Origin of the sequence: Methylobacterium sp. E-065 (assembly GCF_022829605.1) — a bacterium.
GTDB lineage: Bacteria > Pseudomonadota > Alphaproteobacteria > Rhizobiales > Beijerinckiaceae > Methylobacterium.
The window spans coordinates 1-25,274 of sequence record NZ_JAKSYD010000046.1 but is presented as its reverse complement, the minus strand read 5'-3'; the positions used below and the strand labels follow the sequence as shown (position 1 = coordinate 25,274).

Genomic DNA, 25,274 nt, shown 5'->3' with positions numbered 1-25,274 from the left:
AGTTTTCCATGCCGTCCATCGGCGTTGTGGTGTTCCCCGACTTCCAGGTCATGAACCTGGCCCCCCTGTCGGCCTTCGAGTTCGCCAACCTGGAACTCGGCCGGGATTTCTACGACGTGACGTTCCTGTCCGAGGGGGGCGGGCCGATCAGGACCTCCATGGGGATGGTCATCGAGACCAAGCCCTTCGCGGGCCGGCGCTTCGATACGGTCCTCGTCGTGGGCGCGATCAAGGTCGACCCGGCGGCCCCCGGCCTGATCGCGCGGTTGCGCGAGACGGCCTCCACCGCGCGCCGGATTGCCGCGACCTGTACGGGCGCGTTCCTCCTCGCCGAAGCGGGCCTGCTCGACGGCCGGAAGGCAGCGACCCATTGGGCCCATGCCCGCGAGCTGCAACGGCTCTACCCGTCGATCAGGGTCGATGACGACCGCATCTTCGTCTCGGACGGCAACGTCTGGACCTCGGCGGGCATGACGGCGGGGATCGACCTCACGCTGGCCTTGGTCGAGGACGACCTCGGGCCCGAGATCTCGAAGGGGATCGCCCGAAAGCTCGTCGTCTATCACCGCAGAACGGGCGGCCAATCGCAGTTCTCCGCCCTGCTTGAGCTTCAGCCACGGTCCGATCGGGTCCAGAAGGTCCTGGCCTACGCGCGGAGCAAGCTCGGGAATGCGCTCTCGGTCGAGGAGCTGGCGGAGGCGGCCCATCTGAGCCCGCGCCAGTTCAGTCGCATCTTCCGGGAGGAAACCGGCCAATCACCCGCGAAGGCCGTCGAGAACCTTCGCCTGGAGGCCGCCCGGACGATGCTGGAGGACGGTCGGCATTCGCTGGACACGGTGGCCCAGGAGACGGGCTTTGCCGACCGGGAACGGATGCGGCGGGCCTTCCTGCGGGCGTTCGGCCAGCCGCCCCAGGTCATCAAACGCCAAGCCCGCCATCTCCCAGCACCGCGAGCGCTCTCCGTCGAAGTGGCGGCCACCGGTTCGGCGCAGTAAAGCGCGTCACGAAACGGGTTGAGAGCCGCGCGTCATGGCAACCGCCCCGCGAAGCGTGTGGGATCATCCTCACGCCGAGCGGGTCCGGCGCAGCCTGCGCCAGCCTGCCACGATCCCCGTCACCGCGATCCCCGCGGCCAGCAAGTTCAGCACCCACTGGGCCGCGTCGTGCAGGGGCCGGTCGCCGGTGAGCCCCGGCAGGTCGAGCCGGTGCGCGGCGTTGAACAGCCAGCGGTTGATCCGGCCCGAGCGGTCCAGGCGCTGGAGGATCGTGCCGTCCCGGGGATCGACGTGGAGCCATGTGGCGGCCGGATCGCCGAAGCGCAGGCGCAACACCGGAAGCGGCCGCGGATCGGTCCCGTGGGGATACCAGTAGGCGTCGTAGGCCGTCAGCGAGCGGATCGACCGGAGGGGGCCGTCCGCAAATTCGCCCGCTGCGGCCAACGCGATGGTGCGCACGTCCAGCACGGTCGCGCCGTCCGCCCCGACCGTTCGGGGTCCGTCCGGCGCCTCGGCGACGATCCACCAGCGTCCGCCGATCGCCGCGAAGCGCAAGGCGCGGGTGTTTGGCACGGCGCAATCGCGCAGGCGTTGCGGGTCGAGCGCGAGGGCCGGCGGGGATCCTGCATAGGCGGTTCGCAACGCAGCGGGCGGACTGGTCGACGCGAACCAGCGGTTCGGGTTCATCGAGATCCAGCCGCTGACGATGAACACGCTCAGCCCGAAACCGCCCGCGAGGCCGAGCAGATGATGCCAGCGCGCGAGCCCGCGATAGGGCGTCACGGCCCCGCCCGCGTAGCGGCGCCGGAGGCGCAGGCGCCAGATCCCGATCGCGCCTCCGCTCAGCGCGCCGAGGGCCGCGAAGCCGGAGAGCCACAACAGCACCGTCCGCCACAGCTCCGCGCGGGCGCGCAGCGGCGTGAGGTAGATCCAGTGCGTCACCGCGCCGACCCAGTTCCAGCCCCGTTCGAACCGGGTCGTATCGAGGGCGACTGCGCCGGTTCTTTGCGAAAGGTAGAGTTCGGTCCCCGCCGGGTCGCCGAGGGCGACTTTCAGGAAGGGGCGGAGCGGATCGTACCGGGCCGTGACCGTCCACTGGTCGCGATCGACCAACTCGACCCGCGCGTCCGGAGCCCCCTGGGCCGCGAGATGCCGCGCATCTTCGGGCGTCAGCGGGCCGAGCCGTTCACCGGTCCGCGCCGAGACCGTTGCGCGGGCGCTATCCTGACCTTCGATCCGGTAGGCCGGCTCCGTGCCCTGCATCTCCAGGGTGAAGGCAGCGGGTACGCCGCCGAGGCCACTGACGCGGAGCGCCTCGTCCGGTGAGACCGCGACTCGATCCCAGGCGATTGGAGTCAGCCGCCCCAGGCGCTCGGCCTCGGTGAGCGTCGGGAACGGCACGTAGAGCATCACCAGCCCGGAACCGATCCACAGGGCGAAGAACAGCCCCGCGGCGATGCCGGCCCAGCGGTGGAACAGCAGCAGCCAGCGGAGGCCCGCCTTACCGAGCCGCCGCGACAGCCTCACCACGTCACCGTGTAGGCGACCTCGACCGAGCGCGGGCGCCCGAGCAGCCAATTGGTCCCGACCCCGTTCACGGCGTTGCCCGAGATCGCGTAGACCTTGTCGAACAGGTTGTAGACCCGCAGCGACAGGCGCGACGCCTCCGTGACTTGATGATCGAGCACGAGGTTGACGAGGTTGTAGGCCGGCCGCCGCGCCGTGTTGCCGAAATCGCTGTAGACCTGGCCGACATTCTGAAGCCCGACCCGTGCGGTCCAGTCGCGTGCGACATCCCAGGTCAGCCAGAGATTGGCGACGCGCTCGGGCACGTCGATCGGCTGGTTCCCGGCATACGAGACGGTGGCGCCGCCCACTGACTGATCGAACCGGTCGTATTGCGCGTGCAGGAGCGCGAGGTTGCCGTCGAGCCGCCAGCCTGGGGCGAAGAGCCAGCCGAGCGCCAGCTCGAACCCTTGCGAGGACTGGCTTCCGACCTGCGTGGACAGCGTCGGCTGCCCCGGGATCGCCGAGATCAGGTTGTCCTTGGCGATCCGGTAGCCGGCGATCGTCCATTCCAGGGCGCCGCCGAAGGCGAGACCCTTGGCGCCGATCTCGACCTGATCGCCCGTGGCGAGCTTGAAGCCGGCCAGCGACTGGTTCAGCGTGATCAGGCTGTTCACCGGATCGGTCGCGACGCTGTACTGGGCGTAGAGCGCGCTGTCCGGCGTCGGATTGTAGACGAGGCCGAACCGGTAGCCGAGGGCCCGGTAGGTCTTCTCGAAGCGCGAACCGGTCTGCAGATCCTCCCTGTTCAGCGTCGGCACGTCGAGGCGCACGCCCGTGAGGAACGAGAGTTTTTCCGACAGGGTCACGCGGTCTTCGGCAAAGACCGAGGCTTGGTTCGTCTGCGTGGCATAGGCCGGACGGGCCCGACCGTTCTGCGGGAAGAAACCCGGATCGTAGCCGGTAAGCGGCACGCTGGTGCTCTGGTCGAAAGTGAAGTTGTTGGTGTGGCGGAAATCGATGTGGTTCACGTCGAACCCGGCCACGAACTGGTTCGGCAAGCCGAACAGGCTGCCCCGGACCGTCGCGTCGAGCCGATCCCCGACCTGCTCCTGACTGTGGTAGATCTCGAGGTAGTCGCCCCGGTCCACCAGGCCGGTGCCGCGGTTGTAGGAATACTGCTCGACATCGAGCCAATGGCGCCGGCTGGTGAGCCGGTAGGCGGTGTTGCGGATCGTGATGTCGGCCGAGGGCGACCACTCGGTCTTGAACTGGGTCCAGTTGTCGGCCCAGGTGATCTTCGCGTCGCGGACATTGTAGTTGTTGAACCGGATCAGGTCCGGGATCCGACCTTCGACCAGCGGTGTGCCCCAGTAGCGGGCCGGCTCCTGGTAGCCGAGATCGTGGCTCAGCGTGAAGGCGAGGTCGGCGCTCGGCCGGAACAGCAGGGCTGCCGAGACCGCGAGGTTGCGGAAATCGCCCTCGGGCCGGATCCAACCATCGGCGCGGTTGCCGCTGACGTTGAGGCGGTACGCGAAGGTGTCGCCGAACTCCGCCTGCCCGATCCCGCCGCCGGAATCGAAGGCGAGCCGCGCCACACCGTCCGTGCCCACCACGGCGCGAGCGGCGTTGATCGGCACGAAGACCGGCTTCTTGGGCACCACGTTGATGACGCCGCCGATGGCGCCGTCGCCGTAGAGCACCGAGGACGGCCCCCGCAGCACCTCGATCCGCTCGACATTCCAGGTGTCGAACGGGAAGGTCACGGTGTTGGCGCCGACATAGAAGCGCGTGCCGTCGTAGAGCTGCTGGATCGAATTCGGGCCGGCGAACCCGCGGGCGGTGAACGCGCCGTTGCCGTTGCCGGGCGCGGCGATCGTGGTGATGCCGGTGGCGTCCTGCGTCACGGCCTCGGCGATCGTGTCCTGGCCGCGCAGCCGCGCGGTCTCGCCCGACACGATGTCGAGGCTGGCGGGGGTCTCCAGCAGGGTCAGGCCGAGGCGGCTCGCGGTCCGGTCGCGGGTGCGCAGGTTGAGGCCGGTCGGGCTGGTGCGGTTCGGGTCTCCGCCCTCACCTTCCACGGAAAGCTGGTCGAGCGTGACGATCTCCTGCGCGGCGCCCGGACTCGCGAGGAGTGCGAGGAGGAGGCCACCGTACAGCGGAGCAGGCCGGCCGGAACGGGTACGAAGCGTCGATGGAGACATGGGGAACGGGATCCTGGCGCGGCCCGCGCTGCCCATGTCCCATATTCGCAATGTAATAACATTACAAATACGGCGCCATTCCCAAGCTCCGGCCCCATAGGTGCGCGCAGGCCTCCCGGACGGGCAAAAGCAAGGTGGTGATGGCGTGGACGGACATCGAAGTGGCGTCGCGGGCGCGCTTGCTGTGGCACGTCACCGCGAACGAGGCCGTGTCGACCGTGCTTGCGCACGGGCGGCTCGACACCCGTCAGGACACCCCGCCCGACGCGTTTCGCGTGTGACCACGGCTGACGGCAGGTCTCCTGGCTCACGGGTCGCCGCCCTGACACCGTCTTCCCGGGCCTCGCGACCCAGTGACATGGTGGTGAAGGGCTCGCCGCTTACAGTTGCGGGGGCAGCCGCGGCCTCGGGGCGAGCCCCACACCGCGTTCCCTTTTGATCCCCGAAGGGAACCGTCACGGCCGAGCTTGATTGCTTCCACCCGCAAGGTCAAGCTTGTGGATATCTCAGATAACCGTCGCGGAGTCGCCGATCGGGCCACCAACGGCTGCGTGATGCCGGCGACGTGGAGTCTCGATCTTCCGGAAATGAATTTCTTCCGGAGGCTGTGGATCTGGCCAAGCTCTTTCATTCGCCAGCTTTGCAAAAATAAGATCACATCAAAGAAATGATAGAGATCGGTGGATCGTTTCAGCTCCTGATTGCTTGACTGGTGGCGGTATGCTCGCTAAATCAGTTCTCGCTTGATGATCTTATCAATTAAATCTGTATTAAAGCTCGAGACAAACGAGGTCGTAAGCAGAAATCGATCCGCTGAAACTCATATCTGTAATGAGTTCGCTGCCAATCGAAACGCGCGATCTTCGGCGGGCACGCGGGCAGCTAAAGTTTTTCTCCTTCACGCGCAAGTCATGTGCGGCACTCTGGAAGTGCTGGTCCGCACCGCGAAACGGCAAGCACGTTGGTATGACTTGGGTATCGCTCGATATAACCTGGGGATTAAACGATGAATACGGGTTACACGTTGGCAAAGCCATTTCACCCCGGCGGCTTCGTCCGTCGCAAGATTCTCGAGCCACGCAATCTAACGATCATGGGGGCCGCTGCCACATTGGGGGTGACGCGCCAGGGGTTGTCGGATTTCCTCGCCGAGCGGGCCAGTCTGACGGTCGAGATCGCTTTCGAGATCGAGAAAGCCTTCGGCTTCAATGCAGAGGCGCTGATGGAGATGCAGACGCGCTTCGACCTCACCCTCCTGCGCCAACGCCAGCGCGCCGCCCAGATGCAGATGGTTGCCAAGCAGAACGCGCAACCGAGCAAGTCGGGCCGTCGATCGGCCGCCTGACGGTCGCGGCATGGCCCCTTCCCGCTGGCATCCCCGTCGCGGATGACGCGGAGCCGTTCCTCACCGTCATGGAACAGGAACGGCTCCGCGTCTCGCCGCGGCGCGCGTGCATTTCAGGGCTCTGCGGCGGCAGATCCCATCCAGCCTGTGCGTCGGCGGGAATTGCAGCTGGGGCGGTTCTGCGGGCATGGGGACTGCGACACGGCGCGGCCCATGTGCCTGTTTGCGGCGATGCCTTCGATATCGAGATCGCGGCATCCATATCGCGGCGCGCGAAACGCCCGCGCGTTCAAGATGCGCAAATTATTCGAGATACAAAGCAAGTAAAGATATTGCAACGGAGGGGAAAATCGACTCCCTGGATGCATCTTGCGGTGACCGACAAGGATCAGCCTCTGTCGTGGAACCTTGCGCCACATTCTGCGTAGTCAAGCTGTCTGCTTCAGATCTCGGTCAGGTCGGACGCTTTCTGGGTACTGATCTCGGTCTATAGTTCAAAGGATGGATCGATGAAAAGTATATCTTGCGAAAGGCGTGCCGATTATGGTCTATCGACTGCAAAATCCCGGCCATCCTGGCGGCTACGTTCTTCGAAACGTGATCGAGCCGCGCGACCTCACCGTCATGGACGCCGCGAGCCTGCTCGACGTGCCGCGTCACGACCTGTTCGACTTCATCAACGAGAAGGCACCTCTGACCGCGGAACTGGCGTTCCGTATCGAGACGGTGTTCGGCATCGAGATGGAGACGCTGATGGAGATGCAAAGCCAATTCGATATCGCCGAAGCACGCAAGCAATTCCACGCGCTCCGGATCGAGCTCGCCGCCAAGGCGAGGGACCCGATGGCCGGATCCGCGCACCCGGCGGCCGAGCTTCCGCAGCCGACGATCATCCGGCGGGGCTTCGCCCGGGCGTAACCCCGGTTGGCCTTGAGCCGGCTGGGTTGTTTGGGAACGCGGCCGCCTGCCTTTGCCGCGGCATGTCCGCGATGCTAGACCGTCCCCTTCCTCGGTGCGCACAATCCCGCGAAGCGGAGGTCGCTGCGCCCGGTTGGTCCGTCCGCAACGGGGCGGGTTCTGGCAGATTCATGACGACACGACCCCCCTCACGCGGCGGCCCCAAGGGGCGCAGATCCCCGCCCGGTGCGCCTTGGGCGGACGGGCGCGCCCGCACGGGCCCCCGCACCAGCGCCCGCGACGCCGCCGAACGCGCGGCTCGCAACCGGGGCGACGATGCCGGTGCCCGCGACCCCTGGACCGCCGGGGCCGCCGACCGCGCGACCCCCGCGGCGCAGAAGCCGGCACCCCGCGCTGCGGACGGCGAAGCAAAGGTCGAGGCAAAAGCTCAGGCCGCCCTACGGAAAAGCCCGCCGCGGTCCGCGATCAAACCCGCCGCCCGGCCGAGCCCGACGGAGCGGGCCCCTGCCCCGCAAGTCGGCCCGACCCGCCGCGAGCAGCGCGCCGCCGCATCCGCGACCCTCGCCTCCGGGGTGCAGACCCTGACGGTCGAGGCGGACGAGGCCGGCATGCGCATCGACCGGTTCCTGACCGCTCGTTTCCCGCTGCTGCCGTTTACCCGCGTGCAAAGCATCGTCCGCAAGGGCGAATTGCGGGTCGACGGCAAGCGCGCCAAGCCCAACGACCGGCTGGAGCCGGGCATGAACGTGCGCGTGCCGCCGCTGCGCCTCGACCAGCCCTCCGAACGGCCGCGCAACCCCGCGCGCGAGCAGGACGACGCCGAGTTCATCCGGTCGCTGATCCTCTACGAGGATGCCGACATGATGATCCTCAACAAGCCGTTCGGCCTCGCGGTCCAGGGCGGATCCGGGACGGTCCGGCACGTCGACGGCCTGCTCGCCGCGTTGACCGGCCCGGACGGCCAGAAGCCCCGTCTCGTCCACCGACTCGACAAGGACACCGCCGGCTGCCTGATCATTGCCAAGACCCGGCTCGCCGCCGCGACGCTCGCCAAGAGCTTTCGCTCGCGGGCTGCGCGCAAGATCTATTGGGCGCTCTCCGCCGGCGTGCCGCGGGTCCGCCAGGGGCGGGTCTCGACCTACCTCGCCAAGGACGAGCCGACCGACGCCGATGCGCGGATGCGCGTCGCCAAGCACGGTGACGAGGGCGCGAGCCACGCGCTGACCTACTACGCGATGGTCGATCAGGCGGCCCAGAAGCTGTCCTGGCTGTCGTTCAAGCCGGTGACGGGCCGCACCCACCAGTTGCGCGCCCACGCGGCCCATATCGGCCATCCGATCGTCGGCGACCCGAAATACTTCTCGATCGAGAACTGGGAGCTGCCGGGCGGGATCCAGAACCGCCTGCACCTGCTCGCTCGCCGGATCGTGATCCCGCACCCGCGCACCGGCAAACCCATCGACGTCAGCGCCCCGCTGCCGCCCCACATGGCCCAGAGCTGGAACCTGCTCGGCTTCGACGCCGCCCGCTACGATCCGATCGTCGAGGCGCCGGAGGCCTGAGACCGCAGCCAGGGCACGATCGCCGCCGCCAAGGCGTCGGGGGCTTCGAGGGGCAGCATGTGCCCCGAGCCGTCGATCACCGTCAGGGTCGCGCCGGGGATGCCATCCCGCAGCTCCTGCGCCTCGTCACGGCTGCGCAGGGCGTCCTGCGCGGCCGCGACCACCAGGGTTGGGCAGGCAATCTGCCCGAGCTGCGCGTGGTCGGACTCGCGGATCTGCCCGGCCTGACGCAGGAAGACCGCGCCGCCGAGCCGGTCGCCCATCGCCCAGATGCGCGCGATCAGGGCCGCATCACCCGCGCGCGCCGGATGCACCGCTTGCAGGATCGCGCCTCGGCTGAGGCCGGCGAAGCCCTGCCGGCGCACATGGGCGATTGCGGCGGCCTTCCGCTGCGCCTGGGCCGGCGTGTCGCCCCGGGCCGAGGTTGCGATCAGCACGAGGGCGCGCACCCGGTCCGGCACGCTACGGGCGATCGCGCGGGCCACGTAGCCGCCCATGGAGAAGCCTATCACCGCGAAACGGTCCGGCGCCGCCGCGATGGCCCGGTCGGCGAGATCGCCAATCGTGGCGTCCTGGCTCGGATCGCCGTACGTGATCGGACCCACCCGCGCGAGGTCGTCGGCCAGATCGGACCACAGGTCGTGGTCGGTCATGAAGCCCGGAAGCAGCAGAAGTTTCATCGCAGGATCGTCGTCCCGTCGCCCGCTGGGCTCGCGCCCGATCCTATCGCCCGTGAATTCCGCATCACGATCTGGGGGGCTTCCAAGGTCTTGGATTGGAGTCGGGTCTTGCCGAGGTCTTGGCAAGCGGAGGCGTCGCCTCATATGCTGCCCCGCGCCGCCGTTCCATCGCGGCTCCCTTCCCCGGCTTGAGACTTTGACGCATGAAGCTCGCGATGCTGGCCTGCCTCGCCGCCCTGTGCCTTGTCGGGCCGATCGCGCATGCCGCCCCGGGCGAGGCGTCCAAGCCGGCCGCCGGCACGAAGCCTGTCGAGACCGCGACGCCGCATTCGGCCACGATGCCGCATCCGGTCACGGCGCCGGCCGAGGCGGCGCCCGCGCAGGCGCGGCCGGGCACGAGTGCCCGGGTCGAGCGCCGCCGCCGCTCCTACGCGGCCTGCAACCGCGCCTCGCATCAGCGCGGGCTGCGCGGGGGCAAGCGCCGCCGCTTCTTGATCCGCTGCCGGCTCGGCTACGAGCGCACCCGCGGTCAAGCCGGTCCATCTGCCGGTCAGTCCGCAGGGCCGGCCGGCGGGCAGCCGGGTCAGCCCGCCGGGCAGCCGGTGCAGCCGGGCCGGAAGCCATGACCCGGCCCGGCGCCCACCCCGTCCGATCGGCCGGCCTGCCACGGGCTCGATGCCCGCGATGAGGCTCGTGGTCTTCGATGTCGATGGAACGCTCGTCGACAGCCAGCACCTCATCGTCGCGGCGCAGGGTCTCGCCTTCGCGGAGATCGGCCTGCCCGCTCCCGGACGACGGGAGGCCCTGTCGGTGGTGGGCCTTTCGTTGCCGCAGGCGTTCCGCCGCCTCGTCGGCGACGATGGGCCGATCGCCGAACTCTCGGAGAGCTACAAGCTGGCCTACAACCGGCTCCGGCTCGATCCCGCCTACGAGGAGCCGTTGTTCCCCGGCATGGCCGACCTCCTGGCCCGGCTGCACGCCCGCGACGACGTCCTGATCGGCCTGGCCACCGGCAAGTCCCGGCGCGGCGTCGACCGGCTGGTGGCGCATCACGGCTGGGGGGACTGGTTCGTCACCACGCAGAGCGCGGACGACGCACCGTCGAAGCCCGATCCGACCATGCTCCAGCAGGCTATGGATGAGGCCGGCTGCGGGCCGAAGGCCACCGTGATGGTCGGCGACACCACCTTCGACATCGCCATGGGCGTCGCCGCCGGGGCCGAATCCGTGGGCGTGGCCTGGGGTTACCACCCGCCCGAGGCGCTCTACGGAGCGGGGGCCGCCATCGTGGTGCCGAGCGCCGGCGCGCTGGAGGCCCGCCTGTTCGACGCTGCGGCGACGCGTCCCTGACCCCGGGAGGCTCGCGCGCCGGCCCGGGAAGGCCTATCTCGCCCCCATGAGCGACGAGACGACAGACTGGCTCGGCCAGCCGCATGACGACGGGGCACCCGATCCGGTGCGGGCCGCCCGCGGCCACGCCAAGCCCGCCCTGCCCCGCCGGTTCTACACGGAAGCCGGCTTCTCGGAGGGTCCGGACGGATTCCGGCTGACCCTGGATGGTCGTCCGGCCAACACGCCGGCCCGCAACCCGCTGCGCCTGCCCACCCGCGCGCTGGCCGAGCGGGTGGCGGCCGAGTGGGCGGCGCAGGAGACGCAGATCGATCCGGCCCGGATGCCCCTAACCCGGCTCGCCAACACCGCCATCGACGGTGTGGCCCCCCGGCTGGCGGCGGTTGCGGCCGACCTGTCCGCCTATGCCGGCACCGATCTCGTCGCCTACCGGGCCGGGGACCCGGAGCGGCTGGTGGCGGCGCAGGCCACGGCCTGGGATCCGATCCTCGCCTGGGCGCGGGAGACGTTCGGCGCCCGGGTGATTTTGAGCGAGGGCGTGATGCACGTCACCCAGCCGGACGACACCGTGCGCGCACTCTCCGCCACGGTGCAGGCGGTGACAGACCCGTTCTGCCTCGCGGGCCTGCATACGCTGACGACCCTGACCGGTTCCCTGCTCATCGCCCTGGCGGTGCTCAAGGGCCGTCTGACGCCGGCCGAGGCTTGGGCGGCCGCCCATGTCGACGAGACCTATCAGGCGGCGATCTGGGGCCGCGATACCGAGGCGGAGGCGCGTCTCGAAGCGCGCCGCGCCGAATTCGAGGCCGCCGCCGAACTGGTGGCGCTTCAGCGCTAGAGCGCTCTCCGCCGAAATGGACACGCTCGATCGCGCCGATGCAAACGCGCAACAACCGGAAACTTGCGGGGCCACCGCCGTTCTGCCGGCTGACACCGTGCGGAGACTGATTTAAGGTCCGGGCTCGTCGAATTCGGATCGACCATGTTCATCGCCGGGCCCCTGCACTGTGTTTTTGAGCGCGAGATTGCTGCGCTCATGGCGCGTATGCAGTCGTGCGATACGCGCCGCGACCGCTATGACGACTTCGATGCACTGGTGGACCTCGAAGATCGCGCGCGGGGCGGAGGGGCTTCGCCCCTGACCTTGCGGAAGATTGCGGAAGTCCGCTTCCTCGTTGGGATCCTGCGCGAGGCGGTGCGCCCCGTTCCCGTCGCGTCCCTGCGGACGGTGCTGTGGATCCGCGGGCTCGGAAACAGCCTGAGACGCAGCGGCGCGGCGCCGGACCAGCCTCACGCCGCCGCGGAGAGCGCGGCCTGAAGTTCCGCCTCCAGGGCGGCCGGCTTCGTGCCGGGGGCGTAGCGGGCCACGACACGGCCATCGCGCCCTACGAGGAATTTCGTGAAGTTCCACTTCACCGCCCGCGTGCCGAGCAGCCCGGGTTTGGCGCTGGTGAGATACGCGAAGAGGGGGTCGGCCTCCGATCCGTTCACCGCGACCTTCGCGAGCACGGGGAAACTCACGTCGTAGCGCAGGCTGCAGAAGCTCGCGATCTCGGCAGCGTCGCCGGGCTCCTGGGCGCCGAACTGATTGCAGGGGAAGCCCAGGACCGTCAGGCCGGCGTCGCGATGCCGGCGCCATAGCGCTTCGAGGCCCTCGTATTGCGGGGTGAACCCGCAGCGCGAGGCCGTATTCACGATGAGCAACACTTGGCCGCGGTGCTGCGCGAGCGGATAGGGCGACCCGTCGGCGGCGGTGACGCTGAAATCATGAACTGTCGTCATGCCCGATCAGTCGGACAAACCGGGCCGTGCCGCAAGGTCGGCGGGCCGGCCCCGTCGCCGCGGGCCTGGGACCCCAACGTCGCGGCCGGGCGAAGACTTAAATTTAATGTGGATTATAGTCATGGGCCGTGGCTTTGTGTAGAAATCGGATAATCGCAGCAACGAGTACCGGCGCGGCTGCGGGTGAGGGCTGACTGTACCCCCTGCCTCGACTTGACCAGGGTATGTCGATGCCGCGCTTTCACTTTCATGTCCATGATGGCTGCTCGGTGCTGGATCCGGAGGGGACCGAACTGCCGGACCCGCAAGCGGCCCGGCTCGAGGCCATCCGGATCGCAGGCGACATCCTCAAGCACGACGCACACCGAATCGCCCTCGGCGAGGATTGGCGCATCGAGGTCACCGACCATACGGGCTTGATCCTGTTCCAGATGACCTTCCTGGTCGTCGAATCGCCCGTGATGCGCCGGGCTGCCGCCCTGGAACGCTGAGCGACGAGCGACGGCGTTCGCCGGGGGACAGGAGTTGCCGCTCAGGCCGGCACCTTCTCCACGTCGAAGCTCGGCCCCTGCGGCGTCATCCGCTCCCGCGAGACGATGCGCTCCTGCGCCGAGACCACCCCGAGGCTCACGTCGCGGTCCGGCAGGACGACCGTGGTGGTCTTGTTCACGTGTACCAGCACGTGCCGGTGCAGCGGCACCGAGGCCGCGGCCCAGCGCTTGAGCTGCCCGTAATAGGGCTCGCGCCGCCACGCGTTCGCCTGCCCGGGATCGACCTGCACGTTCATGTTGCGCGTGAGCGGATCCAGGGCGAGCACCATCTTGGCGCGATCGGGCTTCCATTCCGGCCCGAGCCAGGTCTCGGTCATCCACAGGCAGTGGAAGGCCCGGCAATGATCGGGGCGGGTGGCGTGGATGGCGCAGCCCTGCCCGGCCCGGGTGTGGCGGCACCATTGGCCCGCCACGCTCTCGACCGCCGGTACGTCGTAGACCTTGCAACAGAGCGTGCAGGCGCCGCAGGCGCGGCCGGGGGCGGGCTGGGCGACGAAGGCTTCGGGACTGAGCATCGGGTATACAGCGCGTCCGGCATGCATCCGACAACGGCCGGAGGCGGGTCCGCCGGGCTACCTGCCGGTGCATCGGGTCGGTAGTGTGGCGGATCCCCTCGGCACGAGGATCAGCCGCCGATGCTCTCGAATCTTGCGACCCGCGACGTCGAAACCCTGCTCCACCCCTACACCAACCTGTCGACGCATCGGCACACCGGTCCGCTGGTGCTGGAGCGCGGCGAGGGCGTCCACGTCTACGACACGGAGGGGCGCGCCTATATCGAGGGCATGTCGGGCCTGTGGTGCACGGCGCTCGGCTACTCGAACGCCGAACTCGTCGAGGCGGCTCAGGTGCAGATGGCGCGGCTGCCGTTCACCCACCTGTTCTCGGGCCGCAGCCACGATCCGGGGATCGAGCTCGCCGAGACGCTCAAGGAACTGATGCCGATCCCGACCTCGAAGATCTTTTTTACGTCCTCCGGGTCGGAGGCCAATGACACCCAAGTCAAGCTGACATGGTACTACAACAACGCGCTCGGCCGGCCGAACAAGAAAAAAATCATCGCGCGGCAGAAGGGCTATCACGGTGTCACGGTGGCGAGCGCCTCGATGACCGGCCTGACCGCCAACCACGCCGATTGGGACCTGCCGCTGCCGGGCTTCCTGCACGTCGCGTGCGCGCACCATTACCGGGGCGCTGAAGCAGGTGAGAGCGAGGAGGCCTACTCGGCCCGGCTCGCCGCCGAGCTGGAGGAAACGATCCTGCGCGAGGGTCCCGAGACGGTGGCGGCCTTCATCGCCGAGCCGGTGATGGGCGCGGGCGGCGCGATCGTGCCGCCGCGCGGTTACTTCGCGGCGATCCAGGCCGTGCTGGCGAAATACGACGTGCGTCTCATCGCCGACGAGGTGATCTGCGGCTTCGGCCGGTGCGGCACATGGTTCGGCAGCGAGGCGCTCGGCGTCCGGCCGGACACGATCTCCTTCGCCAAGGCGCTCACTTCGGCCTACATGCCGCTCGGCGGCGTCAGCATCGACGAGCCGCTCTATCAGGCCATGATCAGCCAGAGCGAGAAGCTCGGCACCTTCGGCCACGGCACCACCTATTCCGGTCACCCGGTGGCCGCCGCGGTGGCGCTGAAGGCGATCGAGATCTACCGGCGCGACAAGATCATCGAGGGCGCGGCCGAGAAGGCGCCGCACTTCCAGCGTCGGCTCTCGGCGCTCGCCGACCACGCCATCGTGGGTGAGGCCAACGGCATCGGTCTGATCGGTGGGTTGGAGATCGTCGCCGACAAGGCGAGCAAGCGGCAATACGATCCGAAGAAGGGGGTCGCGGCCCGCTGCGTGGCCTTCGCGCAGGGCGAGGGGCTGATCGTGCGCGCGCTCGCCGGCGACCGCGTCGCCGTCTGCCCGCCGCTGATCATCACACCGGAGGAGATCGACGCCCTGTTCGACCGCCTCGGACGGGCGCTCGACCGCACCCGCGACTGGATCCGCGCCGAGGGGCTGGAGGCGATGCCGGGGTGAGGTCCGGTTCGGGGCCAACCCTTTCCCGGACGCCCGGAACGAACGTGGAAGGTGATCCTGAAACCAGCGCAAGGTCTCCGCGAAGCGCCGATCCGGATCGACCGGTGACTCCAGCGCGAAATCCCGGGCGTATGCCGATCACGCCGCATGCGCCCGGTAAGAGGCGCGCGTCGTGGGCGCGGGCGCCGGTCCCGCACTGCGCGCTCACACCGCGCCGCGCGGCCCCTCGATCTGCCCGGTCACCTGCACCCCCGTCGCCGTCAGCGGCGTGATCCGCAGCGTCGTGATCCGGTTCTTGGCCTTCCGGATCACTTGAAAGCGGAAGCCGTGGAAGTTGAAGGCGTTGCCCTGGTCGGGGATGGTCCGGGCCTCGTGGATCACGAGGCCCGCGATGGTGGTGGCCTCCTCGTCGGGCAGGTTCCAGTCCATGGCCCGGTTGAGGTCGCGAATCGGCACGCCGCCATCGACGTTGACCGAGCCGTCCCCCTGCGGGCGTACCCCGGAGACGGTCACGTCGTGCTCGTCGGCGATCTCGCCGACGATCTCCTCCAGGATATCCTCCAGGGTCACCAGACCCATCACCTCGCCGTACTCGTCGACCACCAGGGCGAAGTGGGTCTTCTTGGTCAGGAACGCCTTGAGCTGGGCGCGCAGCGAGGTCGTGCCCGGCACGAACCACGTCTCCAGCGCCAGCGCCTCGACCTTCAGGCCGGACGCGTCACCCCCCGCGGCGTCGAGCGCCCGCAGCAGATCCTTGGCGTGGAGCACGCCGATGATGTTCTCGGGCGTCCCCCGCCACAGAGGCATGCGCGTGTAGGGCGAGGACAGGACCGCGCGCACGATGTCTTCGGAGGCTTGGTCGGCGTCGATCGCCCGCATCTTGGTGCGGTGGACCATCACGTCGGACACGTTCAGCTCCGACAGGTCGAGGAGGCCACCGAGCATGTCGCGCTCGGCCTTGGCGACCCCGCCCTCCCGGTGCATCAGCGCCACCTGTCCGCGCAGCTCCTCGGAGGCGGTGAGGATCGACTGGTGCTCGCCGATGGTCACGCCGAACGGCTTCAGCATCAGCCGCACCAGCTGCTCGATGGCGATCGCCAGCGGCCCCATCACGGCCACCGCGAAGGCGACCGGCCGGGCCGTGGCCAGGGCGGTCTGGTCCGGCTTGGAGATGGCGAGCGTCTTCGGCAGCACCTCGGCGAACACGATGACCAGCACCGACATGCCGACTGTGGCGTAGATCACGCCGCTCTTGCCGAATAAGGCGGTCAGCACGCTGGTGGTGAACGCCGAGGCGCCGATCGCCACGATGTTGTAGCCGATCAGCATGGCGCCGATGAAGCGCTCGCGGATCGCCAGAATGCGGTTGACGATCGCCGCCCGCGGATCGCCCGCCTGCTCCAGCGTATGCATCCGCGCCCGGGAGGCGGCGGTGAAGGCAGTCTCAGCGCCCGCGAAGAAGGCGGAGAGCAGAAGCGAGATCACCACGATGCTCGCGGCGAACCACAGGTCGATTTCGGTGTCCATCGGTTCCGTCAGGCCAGCCCAGTACGGCGAGTCGGCTGCCCATATAGCGGCTCGCGCCGCTTATTGCGCGTCGGTCCGGCGCACCGTCCACGTCGCCCAGTAGACCGGCCGGCCGTAGAGGCTCGACGTGTCGCGACCCGACGCCGTGGGAGCGAGCCGGTCGAGCCAGGTCAGGAAGCCGGCCTTGTTGGGGTAGATCGACGGCGTATCGAGGTTGCCCTGCGCGTCCGTCATCCAGAAATGGGCACTCCGGTCGAACCGGCCGCTGCCGTCGCCCCCCGAGCGCAGGCCGAGATAGGCCGGCGAGCGGCCTGCCTCGATCGGGTCGGCGTAGAGCTTGAGGGCGCCGATCCCGTCGAGATTCGTGTCGGCGGTGTATTGCAGGCAGATATCGGCCACGGGCCCGCCCGGGGCGTTGGCCGGCCTCTGGCAGGAGTACGACACCGCCCAGCGCTGCAGGCCCTTGGCGCGGGCCACCCGCACGAGGCTCCCCGGCGGCAGCGGACCGGCGAGCTTTTTCGCCACCGACCAGACCTTCGGGCCCGACAGGTCCTGCGCGGTGCGCAGGTACAGCCCCGTGCGCCGCTTCTCCGGGGCGAGGCCGCAATCCTCAGGCAGCACGTCCGTGTAGACATAGTGATAGGTGCGATCGACGATGCTGATCGAGCCCGCGAGCCCATGCGTCTCGAAGGCCGGGGCCGTGCAGGCGGAGGCCACCGGCTTGCCGGCCGCGTCGATCACCGGCGCGGGCGCCGGCGGATCGCTCCGCCCGCGACCGGACTTCGTGCCGGCCTTGGGCTCGAACGGCGTCCAGGCGAGGCCGTAGCCATCGGCGGAGCGGGTGCGGATCTCGAAGGTCTGGAAGTCCAGGGTGCGGGCCTCGATCTGGACCCGGCGCCGGACATCGGCCGGTCCGGGTCCGGCCTCATCGGACTGTGCCCGCCGCCGCCGGCGCGCCGGCCCGTCGTCCTGGGCGTCGTCCTGGGCGTTGGCCACGGCCACCCGCTCCTGCCCGAGCAGGAACACGTAGCTGTAGGCCTCCCCGGCCCAATCGCGGCCGGCCACCGCGATCGGGTCGCGTGGGCCGATCCCCTCCGCGGCCGGCGTCGGCTCGGACCAGCCGCGGGACTTCGCGCGCTCCTCCGGCAGATCGACCCAGAAGCGGTCGGCCGTGGGGGGCAGCGTCGTGACCAGAGCCTCGACGGTGCGCCCCGTGCGCAGGGACCCGCCGTCCCGACTGTCGATCGCGCGTCGCTCCGGGCAGGGCTCGTCGCGGCGGCTCGCGATCGGGGTCTGGCCCTGGAACAGGGTCTGGATCGGACCAGGCGCCTCGGTGCGGGGCAGTCGCAGGATCTGCACGCCGCGCACGAAGGCGCAGGGCGCGGGCGCGATCAGCACGCCCTCGGCCTCCGAGCCGTCGCGGCAGATCTCCAGGCCCCCGCCGCCGGTCACGTAGCAGCTCGGCGCGCTGCCCTCGAAGCCGGCCGGACGGGCCATCGCGCCATCGGGCGCGAGAAGCCCGGAGGTCACCAGCGCGCCGAGTCCGCTCAGGGCCAGCGCTCGCCGCCGGGCAATGGGCCGGGAAGAGCAATGATGGACTTGAGATGCGACGCGATCGACGGGCGATGTGAGGGCAGTCTTCTGTGAAACCACGTCACTCGCCAGTCTTGATCCGGTCGTCGGAGAAGTCGCGTTGGCTCTAGCCCACGGACGCGGGGCCGCAAAGGGGCGCGGACCACGCATGCACGGTTCGATACGGCGCGGTTCGATGAGGATAGGGCGAACCCGGCGCCCGCTCGCCCGTTGTCGCCGCTTGAGGGCCCAGCGGGCCCGACCGTTTCAGCGTCCGGAGCACACCGCATGGATATCGCCGTCGAAACCGTCACCGACATTGTTTTCCGGCTGCGCGCCATCGCGGTGAAGGAGGGCAACACCGATCCGGATTCGGGCTCGAACCCGATCGACGACGGCTCCACGGACGTCCTGATCTCCGGCACCGACGATGCCACGGAGGAAGAGGTCCGCGGCATGATCGCCGGGCTCGACGACGATGCCCGCGCGGAGCTGCTGGCGCTGCTCTACATCGGCCGCGGCGACATGGAGCCGGAGGAGTGGGGTGACGCGGTGCGCTTCGCCCGGGAGCGGGAGGCTGCGGGCGACGGCGCCGTGAAGGAATTGCTGGGCGCGCCCGATAGCGGGGACCTGCTGGAGGAAGGCCTGGACGCGCTGGGGCTGAGCCCCGAGCTGCCTCAGGCCTGATCGACGCCATGGCGTCCCGCATGAGCGCCCGCGTGCGCAGGGGCGCCGGCAAGGCGCTGCGTGTCCTCGTCCGGCCGGTCCGCCGGGCGCAAGGCCATGGCGGCAAGGGCCGCGGCGGGCTCGTGGTCGAGCCCTATCGCGGCTACGGCTCGCGGGAGGCGATCTTCCTGATCGGGCGGGTGTTTCGCCAATCCCCCGGCATCCCGGGGGAGGATCCGGATTCGCTGCGGGCGCAGTGGCGCGACCTGCGCCGCCGCATCGCCCGGCGGACCGTGGCGGGGGCGTCCGTATCGGCCCGGTTCGGCGGGGCTGCGGTCCGGGTCGAGACCGACCGCGACGGCTATTTCCGTATCCACCTGCATCCGCACGACCCACCGGCGGAGCGGGCCGCGTGGCATCCGGTCGAGCTGGTCCTCGAAAGCGATCCGCCGATCCCGGCCGAGGGCGCGGTGTTCATCCCGCCCGAGAACTGCCGCTGCGTCGTGGTCAGCGATATCGACGACACGGTGATGCGCACCGGCGTCGCCAACAAGCTGAAGATGCTCTGGCGGCTGTTCGTAGAGGATGCCGACAGCCGGGTCGCCTTCCCGGGCGTCGCCGCCCTGTACCGGGCCCTGCACGCGGGCGTCGGCGGCGCGGACGGCAATCCGATGCTCTACGTCTCCCGCGCCCCCTGGGGCCTCTACGAGATGCTGTCGGAATTCTTCCAACGGCACGGTATCCCGGCCGGGCCGGTGCTGTTCCTGCGGGAATGGGGCCTGTCCTGGACGCACCCGCTGCCGCGTCGGGCCACCGACCACAAGCAGGCGGTGATCCGGCACATGCTCGCGCTCTATCGGGACCTGCCCTTCGTGCTGATCGGCGACAGCGGGCAGCACGACCCGGAAGTCTACGCGCAGATCGTCGAGGAGAATCCCGGGCGGGTTCTGGCGGTCTACATCCGCAACGTCTCCCGCGATTCCGGGCGTGTCGAGGAGATCGTGCGCCTCGCCGCTGCGGTCGCCCGGGCGGGGTCCAGCCTCGTGCTCGCCGCCGACAGTGTCGCCATGGCCGAGCACGCCGCCGCGATCGGCCTGATCGCCCGCGAAGCCGTGGCTGGTGTCGCCGATGAGCACGCCGCCGACACCGAGACCGGGCCGCGCCGGGAGACTGCCCGGATCACGCCGGATCCCGCCGGACCGGCAGCGGAGGACCCGATTGCCCCGGAGGCGATCGCCGAGGCGCTGGCGGGCGACGGCGCCGTGCCGGCGACCCTGGTGGTCGAGCCGGAACGCCCGGCCACGCTCCCGCGCCTCGACGCCTGAACGCGCCGCGCGCGTCAGCCGGAGCGCTGGTCGCGTCGAACGCGTCCCCTGTGGCCCGGTACTTCGACGCCCATCGCGGACGCTGATGGCTGGTCCTCACGCAATGGTGCAATGCAGCATCGCGCTTGGATGGGTTCACATCCGGGTTGCGATGCTTAGGTTCCGCCGCTCGCATGCTGGTCCATGCTCGTAAAATCCGCTGGAGCCCATCCGTGCAAACCTACACCCTCGCGATCGCCGACGGCGTCCTGTTCGCCTGCTTGCCCGACGAGGCCGACATCTCGGCTGCGATCACCGACGCGACCGCCACCAATTACGGCTTCGGCCTCAGCCTCGATATCGTTCGCGGCGCGACCCTGACCGACGCGGCCCGTCCCGAGGACGAGGTGGTCTGGCAGGAGAGCCCCGACAGCGAGTTGGTGGACGCGCAGGGTCGCCGCTATCGCTTCGCGGTCCGTCGCCCCTGCTGACCGGCCCGCATCGGCCCTGACACACGGGCTCGCACCGGTGCTACGCTCCGCCCATGGGGGCGGGAACGATCAGCACGCGGAGGGGCGGCCTTGTCGGCTTCTTCGTCCTCTACAGTACGCTCTACGGGGCCTACGGTATCCTTTCGCCGATCCTGCCGGGCTTCCTGGCGATGCGCGGCCTCGATCCCGGCGCGATCGGGATGCTGCTCGCCGCAGCGGGCGCCCTGCGCCTCGTCATCGGCCCACTCGCCGGCGCCTGGTCCGATCGGTGGCAGGCGGCCCGCCCGATCCTGGCGGCGAGCCTCGCCGTGGCGGGCCTTGCGGTCCTGGCCCACCTGCCCGGCATCGGGTTCGCACAGCTGATCGGGCCGGCCCTGCTCTACGCGGCGGGGACGGCCGCCCCCGCTCCGCTGGCCGACGCGTTGACGCTGGCCGCCGCGCGGGGCGGGGCAGCCTTCCAGTATGGCTGGGTCCGCGCCGCCGGCTCGTCCGCCTTCATCGCGGCGACCGTCGCGGCAGGCTGGCTGATCGCGGCGCTCGGCCTCGCGGCTGCCCTCTGGGCGAGCGGCACCCTGTTCCTCGCGGCGGCTGCCGCTTCCCTGGCCCTGCCGCCGTCTGACCGCACCGAGTCCGTTGCCGCCGGGCCGCCCTGGCGGGGCTTCGCCGCGCTCATCGTGCTCCCGCGCTTCCGCCGCACGGTGCTGGCTGCCGCCCTGGTGATCGGCGCCCACGCCATGCATGACGGGTTCGCCATGATCCTGTGGCGCGCCGCCGGGATCCCGGCCGGAATCGCCGGCCTGCTCTGGTCGGTCTCGGTTCTCGCCGAGGTCCTGGTCTTCCTGCTGGTCGGACCGCCCCTGCTGGCTCGGATCGGGCTTCCGGCCGGCATCGCGGTGGCGGCCATCGCGGGCGCCCTGCGCTGGGCGGTGCTGGGCGCGACAGTCGTGGTGCCCTGGCTCGCCGCCGCCGAGGCGCTGCACGGGTTGAGCTTCGCGCTCCTGCACCTCGCCTGCCTGGGCCTGATCGAGCAGACCACGCCGCCGGAGCTGCGCGCCACCGCGCTCGCCCTCTACGGGACCCTGGGGCTCGGCCTGTCCGGCGTGCTCGCGACGCTCGCCTCCGGGCTGCTCTACGGCGCGTTCGGGGCGCCGGCCTTCTGGGCGATGGCGGCCTTGAGCCTCGCCGCCCTGCCGCTGGTGCCCGGGCTGAGGCCACGCTGAAGCCACGGGTTCTTTTTTCGAGCCTGTGGTACGGACCCGGAACGGAGCCGCCCGAAAAGCCCAGTATGCCGTCTATCGCCGAGATCCTGATCCCGCTCGCCCTCGACACGCCCTACAGCTACGTCGTGCCGGCCGGGCTCGAACTCGCGATCGGCGACGTGGTCCAGGTGCCGCTGGGGCCGCGCGAGATCGTCGGCGTCGTCTGGGGCCTCGCCGAGACGGCCGGCGGCTCGAATCTGCGGCCGGTGACGGGCCGCCTGCCCTACCCGCCCCTGTCGGAGCCTCTGCGCAGCCTCGTCGACTGGATTGCCCGCTACACGCTGGCGCCGAAGGGCTCGGCGCTCGCCATGGTGTTGCGCCTGCCCGACGAGGCCAATGCCGCCGAGACCATCCGGGTCGCCGTCCGCCTCACCGACAAGCCCCCGTCGCGGCCGACCGCCGCCCGCACCAAGGTCCTGGCGGTCGCCGCCGACGGCGCGCTGCGGGGCAAGAGCGCGCTCGCCAAGGAGGCCGGGGTCTCCGCCTCGGTGATCGACGGGCTGATCGACGACGGCGTCCTGGAGACCGTTGCGGTCGAGCCCGAGCCGGTCGCGCCGCGGCCCGATCCCGCATTTCCGCGGACGCCGCTCTCGCCCGCGCAAGGCGATGCGGTCACCGCGCTGCTCGAAGGTTTCCCCTGGCACCGGCCGCCCGGCGAGCCGGAAGCGGCCGCCGATCCGCGGCCGGTCCTGCTGGAGGGCGTCACCGGCTCGGGCAAGACCGAGGTCTATTTCGAGGCGGTGGCGGCCTGCATCCGGGCGGGTTTTCAGGCGCTGATCCTAATGCCCGAGATCGCGCTCACGGCGCAGTTCCTCGACCGGTTCGCGGTGCGCTTCGGGGTGAGGCCGGCGGCCTGGCATTCCGGGATCGGCGGCAAGAGGCGTGAGCGCCTGCGGGCCGCAGTGGCCGAGGGCGAGGCGCTGGTGGTGGTCGGCGCCCGCTCGGCCCTGTTCCTGCCCTTCGCCCGCCTCGGCCTGATCGTGGTCGATGAGGAGCACGAGACCGCCTACAAGCAGGAAGACGGCGTCCACTACCACGCCCGCGACATGGCGGTGGTGCGCGGACGCCTCGAAGGCTGCCCGGTGGTGCTGACCTCCGCGACGCCCGCCATCGAGACGCGGGTGAACGCGGCGCGCGGCCGCTACCGCCACGTGCTCCTGCCCGAGCGCTTCGGCGGCCGGCAGATGCCCGATATCGCGGCGATCGACATGCGCCGGGACCAGCCCGAGCGCGGGCGCTTCCTCAGCCCCCCGCTGGTCAACGCGGTGAAGCACACCCTGGAGCGCGGCGAGCAGGCTCTGCTGTTCCTCAACCGCCGGGGCTACGCGCCGCTGACCCTGTGCCGGGCCTGCGGCCATCGCTACCAGTGCAAGAACTGCTCGACCTGGCTCGTGGAACACCGGTTCCGTCGCGCCCTGGTCTGCCACCAGTGCGGCTACGCCGAGCGCCGGCCGGAGGCCTGCACCGAGTGCGGCACCTTCGACAATCTCACGGCCTGCGGACCGGGCGTCGAGCGCATCGCCGAGGAGGCCGCCGAGCTGTTCCCGGACCGGCGCATCGTCGTCCTGTCCAGCGACTTCCCCGGCGGCGCCGAGCGCCTGCGGCAGGAGCTCGACGCCGTGGCGGCCGGAGAATGCGACGTCGTGATCGGCACCCAGCTCGTCGCCAAGGGCCACAATTTTCCGTTCCTGACGCTGGTCGGCGTGCTCGATGCCGATATCGGCCTGACCTCGGGCGACCCCCGGGCAGCGGAGCGCACCTTCCAGCTGCTCCAGCAGGTGACCGGCCGGGCCGGGCGCGGCGAGAAGCCCGGTCGGGCGCTGGTCCAGACCTACCAGCCCGAGCATCCGGTGATCGCCGCCCTGCTGTCGGGGGATGCCGAGCGGTTCTACGCCGAGGAGATCCAGGCCCGCGAGGCGGCGGGGCTGCCGCCCTTCGGCCGGCTCGCGGCGCTGATCGTCTCGGCCAACGACCGGGCGGTCGCGGAAGCGCACGGGCAGGCGCTGGCCCGCGCCGCCGACCCGCCGGAGGGCGTAATGGTGCTGGGCCCCGCCGAGGCGCCGCTGGCCCTGATCCGCGGGCGCTACCGCTTCCGGCTTCTGATCAAGACCGAGCGCAACGTCGATCTCCAGGGCTATCTGCGCGCTTGGCTGGCCCGGGGGCCGAAGGTGCGTGGCAACGTCCGGGTCGCGATCGATGTCGACCCGCAGAGCTTTTTGTAGGAGACTCGTCTAAAGGGGCCGCGGACCTGGGCCGGACACCGGCTACGGGACGCGGGCGATTCCCGGAGGAGCGATCAGTGCTGACCTACACCAAGACGCCGAATTCGAATGTTGCCGAGATCGTGGTCGACGGGAAGATCACCGACGAGGAGATGAACGCGGCGATGACCGCCATGAAGTCCGACCTCGACAAGGGCGGCAAGATCAAGCTGCTCGAGGATATCCGCGCCTTCGAGGGCATGGAGCCGGCGGCGTTCTTCAAGGACCCGCGCTTCGGCATCTCGATGATGAAGAGCATCAGCCACGTCGCCCTGGTGACGGACGCCCCCTGGCTGAAGGCTTTGGCCGAGACCTTTAACTTCGTCTCGCCGACGCAGATCAAGGTGTTTGAGCGCGCCCGTCTGGAAGACGCGCGCAACTGGCTCGCCGCCGCGGCCTGAACGCGGCTAGAGCCGTGCCCGATCGCGTTGCAATCGTGCGCGGCTCTGAGCTCTTGTTTTGACGCGCTCTCTTCGGTCGAACCGGTGTCCACTTCGGCGGAGAGCGCACTATTCGGCCTGCGCGGTGCGGGTATCACTGCGCCGCGCGGTCCAGCGGCCGGAGCAGAGCGAAGACACTTTCCAAGTGCCCGCACCGGTTCCGGCCTGCAGCCGGCCCGTTCCGGTGCCGCTCGCCGTCCCGTTGCTGACGCTCAGGCCCACAACGCCGTCGGCGCCGACATGGCCGCTGACCCGGGCTCCGGCGCTGCCGGAGACGAGCTGCAACTGCCCCTCCCGGATGGCCAGCGCGTAGCTGTAGCGGGCGTTGCACAGGCCACTCTCGGTCACCAGCTCCACCGACCACCGGCCGTTATGCGTGCCGGGTTCCGCGGACGCACAGATCGGCATGGACAGGCCGGCGGCGAGGGCCGCAAGGGCGATGGGCTTCAGCATGTAGAGCAATCTTTCAGCGATGCGGGTGCCGCGCTGGGCGACACGCAGAATCGTCGATCGAGGATGACTCTACGCTGAACGCATTGCGCGGCAAGAATATGGCCGCAATCATGCGCGGCGTGATCAGATCTTATAGCCATGTCGGGCCGGAAAGTCGACCCGGGGCGATCTGATGCTTGGCCGTATCCTGCAGGAGCGCAGAGCGTTGCTTGTGCTCAGGCGGATGATGGGAGATTCAAGACGCGCCTTTTCCCTTCCCCCTTGCGGGGAGGGGTCAGGGGTGGGGGTGGTTCAGAAGGAAACGCGGCGTTCGATCCTGCGCCCCCCTTACCTCCAACCCCTCCCCGTCAAGCGGAGGAGAGACCCAAGCCGCCACCGATCGGT

Annotated in this window: 25 protein-coding genes and 1 riboswitch; of the genes, 17 read left to right on the top strand and 8 right to left on the bottom strand. The window is 69.8% G+C overall.

Going from position 1 to position 25,274, the window contains the following annotated elements; all coding sequences use genetic code 11:
* The first annotated feature begins 8 nt into the window (after nt 1–8).
* On the top strand, nt 9–995 hold the full coding sequence (locus MKK84_RS03715) for a GlxA family transcriptional regulator (protein WP_243916686.1): 987 nt from the start codon (nt 9–11) through the stop codon (nt 993–995).
* Nucleotides 996–1,064: 69 nt separating this feature from the next.
* Here MKK84_RS03715 and MKK84_RS03710 read toward each other — a convergent pair whose 3' ends face one another.
* Both MKK84_RS03710 and MKK84_RS03705 read right to left on the bottom strand, forming a co-directional pair.
* Nucleotides 1,065–2,525, bottom strand: coding sequence for a PepSY domain-containing protein (locus tag MKK84_RS03710; RefSeq protein ID WP_243916685.1), 1,461 nt, complete (start codon nt 2,523–2,525; stop codon nt 1,065–1,067).
* A complete protein-coding gene (locus MKK84_RS03705; protein WP_243916684.1) occupies nt 2,519–4,705 on the bottom strand; it encodes a TonB-dependent receptor in 2,187 nt (728 codons plus the stop codon). Before MKK84_RS03705 ends, MKK84_RS03710 begins: the two co-directional genes overlap by 7 nt.
* 140 nt (nt 4,706–4,845) lie before the next feature.
* Between MKK84_RS03705 and MKK84_RS03700 the strand changes: the two genes are divergently transcribed.
* The 4 genes from MKK84_RS03700 (at nt 4,846) to MKK84_RS03685 (ending at nt 8,530) form a co-directional block, all read left to right on the top strand.
* The gene (locus MKK84_RS03700) at nt 4,846–4,986 is read left to right on the top strand and encodes a hypothetical protein (RefSeq protein ID WP_243916683.1); all 141 of its coding nucleotides are present in this window, start codon (nt 4,846–4,848) and stop codon (nt 4,984–4,986) included.
* A riboswitch (cobalamin riboswitch) is annotated at nt 4,980–5,177 on the bottom strand. It overlaps the preceding gene by 7 nt.
* Nucleotides 5,178–5,711: 534 nt before the next feature.
* A complete protein-coding gene (locus tag MKK84_RS03695; protein WP_243916682.1) occupies nt 5,712–6,050 on the top strand; it encodes a HigA family addiction module antitoxin in 339 nt (112 codons plus the stop codon).
* A gap of 543 nt (nt 6,051–6,593) precedes the next feature.
* Nucleotides 6,594–6,968 (top strand): HigA family addiction module antitoxin, encoded by a 375-nt coding sequence (locus MKK84_RS03690; RefSeq protein WP_243916681.1) that lies wholly within the window; start codon nt 6,594–6,596, stop codon nt 6,966–6,968.
* A 170-nt stretch (nt 6,969–7,138) separates the two neighbouring features.
* A complete protein-coding gene (locus MKK84_RS03685) occupies nt 7,139–8,530 on the top strand; it encodes an RluA family pseudouridine synthase (RefSeq protein ID WP_243916680.1) in 1,392 nt (463 codons plus the stop codon).
* Here the strand turns inward: MKK84_RS03685 and MKK84_RS03680 are convergent.
* Nucleotides 8,497–9,210, bottom strand: coding sequence for an alpha/beta fold hydrolase (locus MKK84_RS03680; protein WP_243916679.1), 714 nt, complete (start codon nt 9,208–9,210; stop codon nt 8,497–8,499). The genes MKK84_RS03685 and MKK84_RS03680 overlap by 34 nt on opposite strands.
* 203 nt (nt 9,211–9,413) lie before the next feature.
* Between MKK84_RS03680 and MKK84_RS03675 the strand changes: the two genes are divergently transcribed.
* From MKK84_RS03675 to MKK84_RS03660, 4 genes are all read left to right on the top strand, one after another.
* Nucleotides 9,414–9,836 (top strand): hypothetical protein, encoded by a 423-nt coding sequence (locus tag MKK84_RS03675; RefSeq protein ID WP_243916678.1) that lies wholly within the window; start codon nt 9,414–9,416, stop codon nt 9,834–9,836.
* Nucleotides 9,837–9,894: 58 nt separating this feature from the next.
* Nucleotides 9,895–10,560, top strand: coding sequence for an HAD-IA family hydrolase (locus tag MKK84_RS03670; protein ID WP_243916677.1), 666 nt, complete (start codon nt 9,895–9,897; stop codon nt 10,558–10,560).
* A gap of 46 nt (nt 10,561–10,606) precedes the next feature.
* Nucleotides 10,607–11,398: an ATP12 family chaperone protein gene (locus MKK84_RS03665; protein ID WP_243916676.1), complete on the top strand. Its 792-nt coding sequence runs from the start codon at nt 10,607–10,609 to the stop codon at nt 11,396–11,398.
* Between the two features lie 144 nt (nt 11,399–11,542).
* A complete protein-coding gene (locus MKK84_RS03660; protein ID WP_243916675.1) occupies nt 11,543–11,878 on the top strand; it encodes a hypothetical protein in 336 nt (111 codons plus the stop codon).
* On the opposite strand, the gene MKK84_RS03655 is transcribed toward MKK84_RS03660, so the two are convergent.
* Nucleotides 11,851–12,342: a glutathione peroxidase gene (locus MKK84_RS03655; protein ID WP_243916674.1), complete on the bottom strand. Its 492-nt coding sequence runs from the start codon at nt 12,340–12,342 to the stop codon at nt 11,851–11,853. The genes MKK84_RS03660 and MKK84_RS03655 overlap by 28 nt on opposite strands.
* Nucleotides 12,343–12,572: 230 nt before the next feature.
* On the opposite strand from MKK84_RS03655, the gene MKK84_RS03650 reads away from it, so the two are divergent.
* Complete coding sequence (locus tag MKK84_RS03650; RefSeq protein ID WP_243916673.1) at nt 12,573–12,833, top strand: DUF6894 family protein; 261 nt, start codon at nt 12,573–12,575, stop codon at nt 12,831–12,833.
* A gap of 41 nt (nt 12,834–12,874) precedes the next feature.
* On the opposite strand, the gene MKK84_RS03645 is transcribed toward MKK84_RS03650, so the two are convergent.
* Nucleotides 12,875–13,408, bottom strand: coding sequence for a hypothetical protein (locus MKK84_RS03645; protein ID WP_243916672.1), 534 nt, complete (start codon nt 13,406–13,408; stop codon nt 12,875–12,877).
* Nucleotides 13,409–13,528: 120 nt separating this feature from the next.
* On the opposite strand from MKK84_RS03645, the gene MKK84_RS03640 reads away from it, so the two are divergent.
* Nucleotides 13,529–14,917, top strand: a complete 1,389-nt coding sequence (locus MKK84_RS03640) for an aminotransferase (RefSeq protein ID WP_243916671.1) — start codon at nt 13,529–13,531, stop codon at nt 14,915–14,917.
* Between the two features lie 204 nt (nt 14,918–15,121).
* Here MKK84_RS03640 and MKK84_RS03635 read toward each other — a convergent pair whose 3' ends face one another.
* Nucleotides 15,122–16,444 (bottom strand): HlyC/CorC family transporter, encoded by a 1,323-nt coding sequence (locus tag MKK84_RS03635; protein WP_243916670.1) that lies wholly within the window; start codon nt 16,442–16,444, stop codon nt 15,122–15,124.
* Nucleotides 16,445–16,504: 60 nt separating this feature from the next.
* Nucleotides 16,505–17,941, bottom strand: a complete 1,437-nt coding sequence (locus tag MKK84_RS03630; RefSeq protein ID WP_243916669.1) for a hypothetical protein — start codon at nt 17,939–17,941, stop codon at nt 16,505–16,507.
* A gap of 363 nt (nt 17,942–18,304) precedes the next feature.
* Between MKK84_RS03630 and MKK84_RS03625 the strand changes: the two genes are divergently transcribed.
* The 6 genes from MKK84_RS03625 to MKK84_RS03600 all read left to right on the top strand — a co-directional run bounded on the left by MKK84_RS03625 (nt 18,305) and on the right by MKK84_RS03600 (nt 24,398).
* Nucleotides 18,305–18,703: a DUF3775 domain-containing protein gene (locus tag MKK84_RS03625; RefSeq protein WP_243916668.1), complete on the top strand. Its 399-nt coding sequence runs from the start codon at nt 18,305–18,307 to the stop codon at nt 18,701–18,703.
* 8 nt (nt 18,704–18,711) lie between these two features.
* Nucleotides 18,712–20,007 (top strand): App1 family protein, encoded by a 1,296-nt coding sequence (locus MKK84_RS03620; protein WP_409566435.1) that lies wholly within the window; start codon nt 18,712–18,714, stop codon nt 20,005–20,007.
* Nucleotides 20,008–20,219: 212 nt separating this feature from the next.
* Nucleotides 20,220–20,477, top strand: coding sequence for a hypothetical protein (locus tag MKK84_RS03615; protein ID WP_243916667.1), 258 nt, complete (start codon nt 20,220–20,222; stop codon nt 20,475–20,477).
* 53 nt (nt 20,478–20,530) lie between these two features.
* Complete coding sequence (locus tag MKK84_RS03610; RefSeq protein ID WP_243916666.1) at nt 20,531–21,697, top strand: MFS transporter; 1,167 nt, start codon at nt 20,531–20,533, stop codon at nt 21,695–21,697.
* Nucleotides 21,698–21,762: 65 nt separating this feature from the next.
* A complete protein-coding gene (locus MKK84_RS03605; RefSeq protein ID WP_243916665.1) occupies nt 21,763–23,958 on the top strand; it encodes a primosomal protein N' in 2,196 nt (731 codons plus the stop codon).
* Between the two features lie 77 nt (nt 23,959–24,035).
* Nucleotides 24,036–24,398 carry an STAS/SEC14 domain-containing protein gene (locus MKK84_RS03600; RefSeq protein WP_243916664.1) on the top strand — a complete coding sequence of 121 codons (363 nt, stop codon included), beginning with the start codon at nt 24,036–24,038 and terminating at the stop codon, nt 24,396–24,398.
* 108 nt (nt 24,399–24,506) lie between these two features.
* Here the strand turns inward: MKK84_RS03600 and MKK84_RS03595 are convergent, their stop codons facing one another.
* Nucleotides 24,507–24,890: a hypothetical protein gene (locus MKK84_RS03595; protein ID WP_243916663.1), complete on the bottom strand. Its 384-nt coding sequence runs from the start codon at nt 24,888–24,890 to the stop codon at nt 24,507–24,509.
* Between the last annotated feature and the right edge of the window lie 384 nt (nt 24,891–25,274).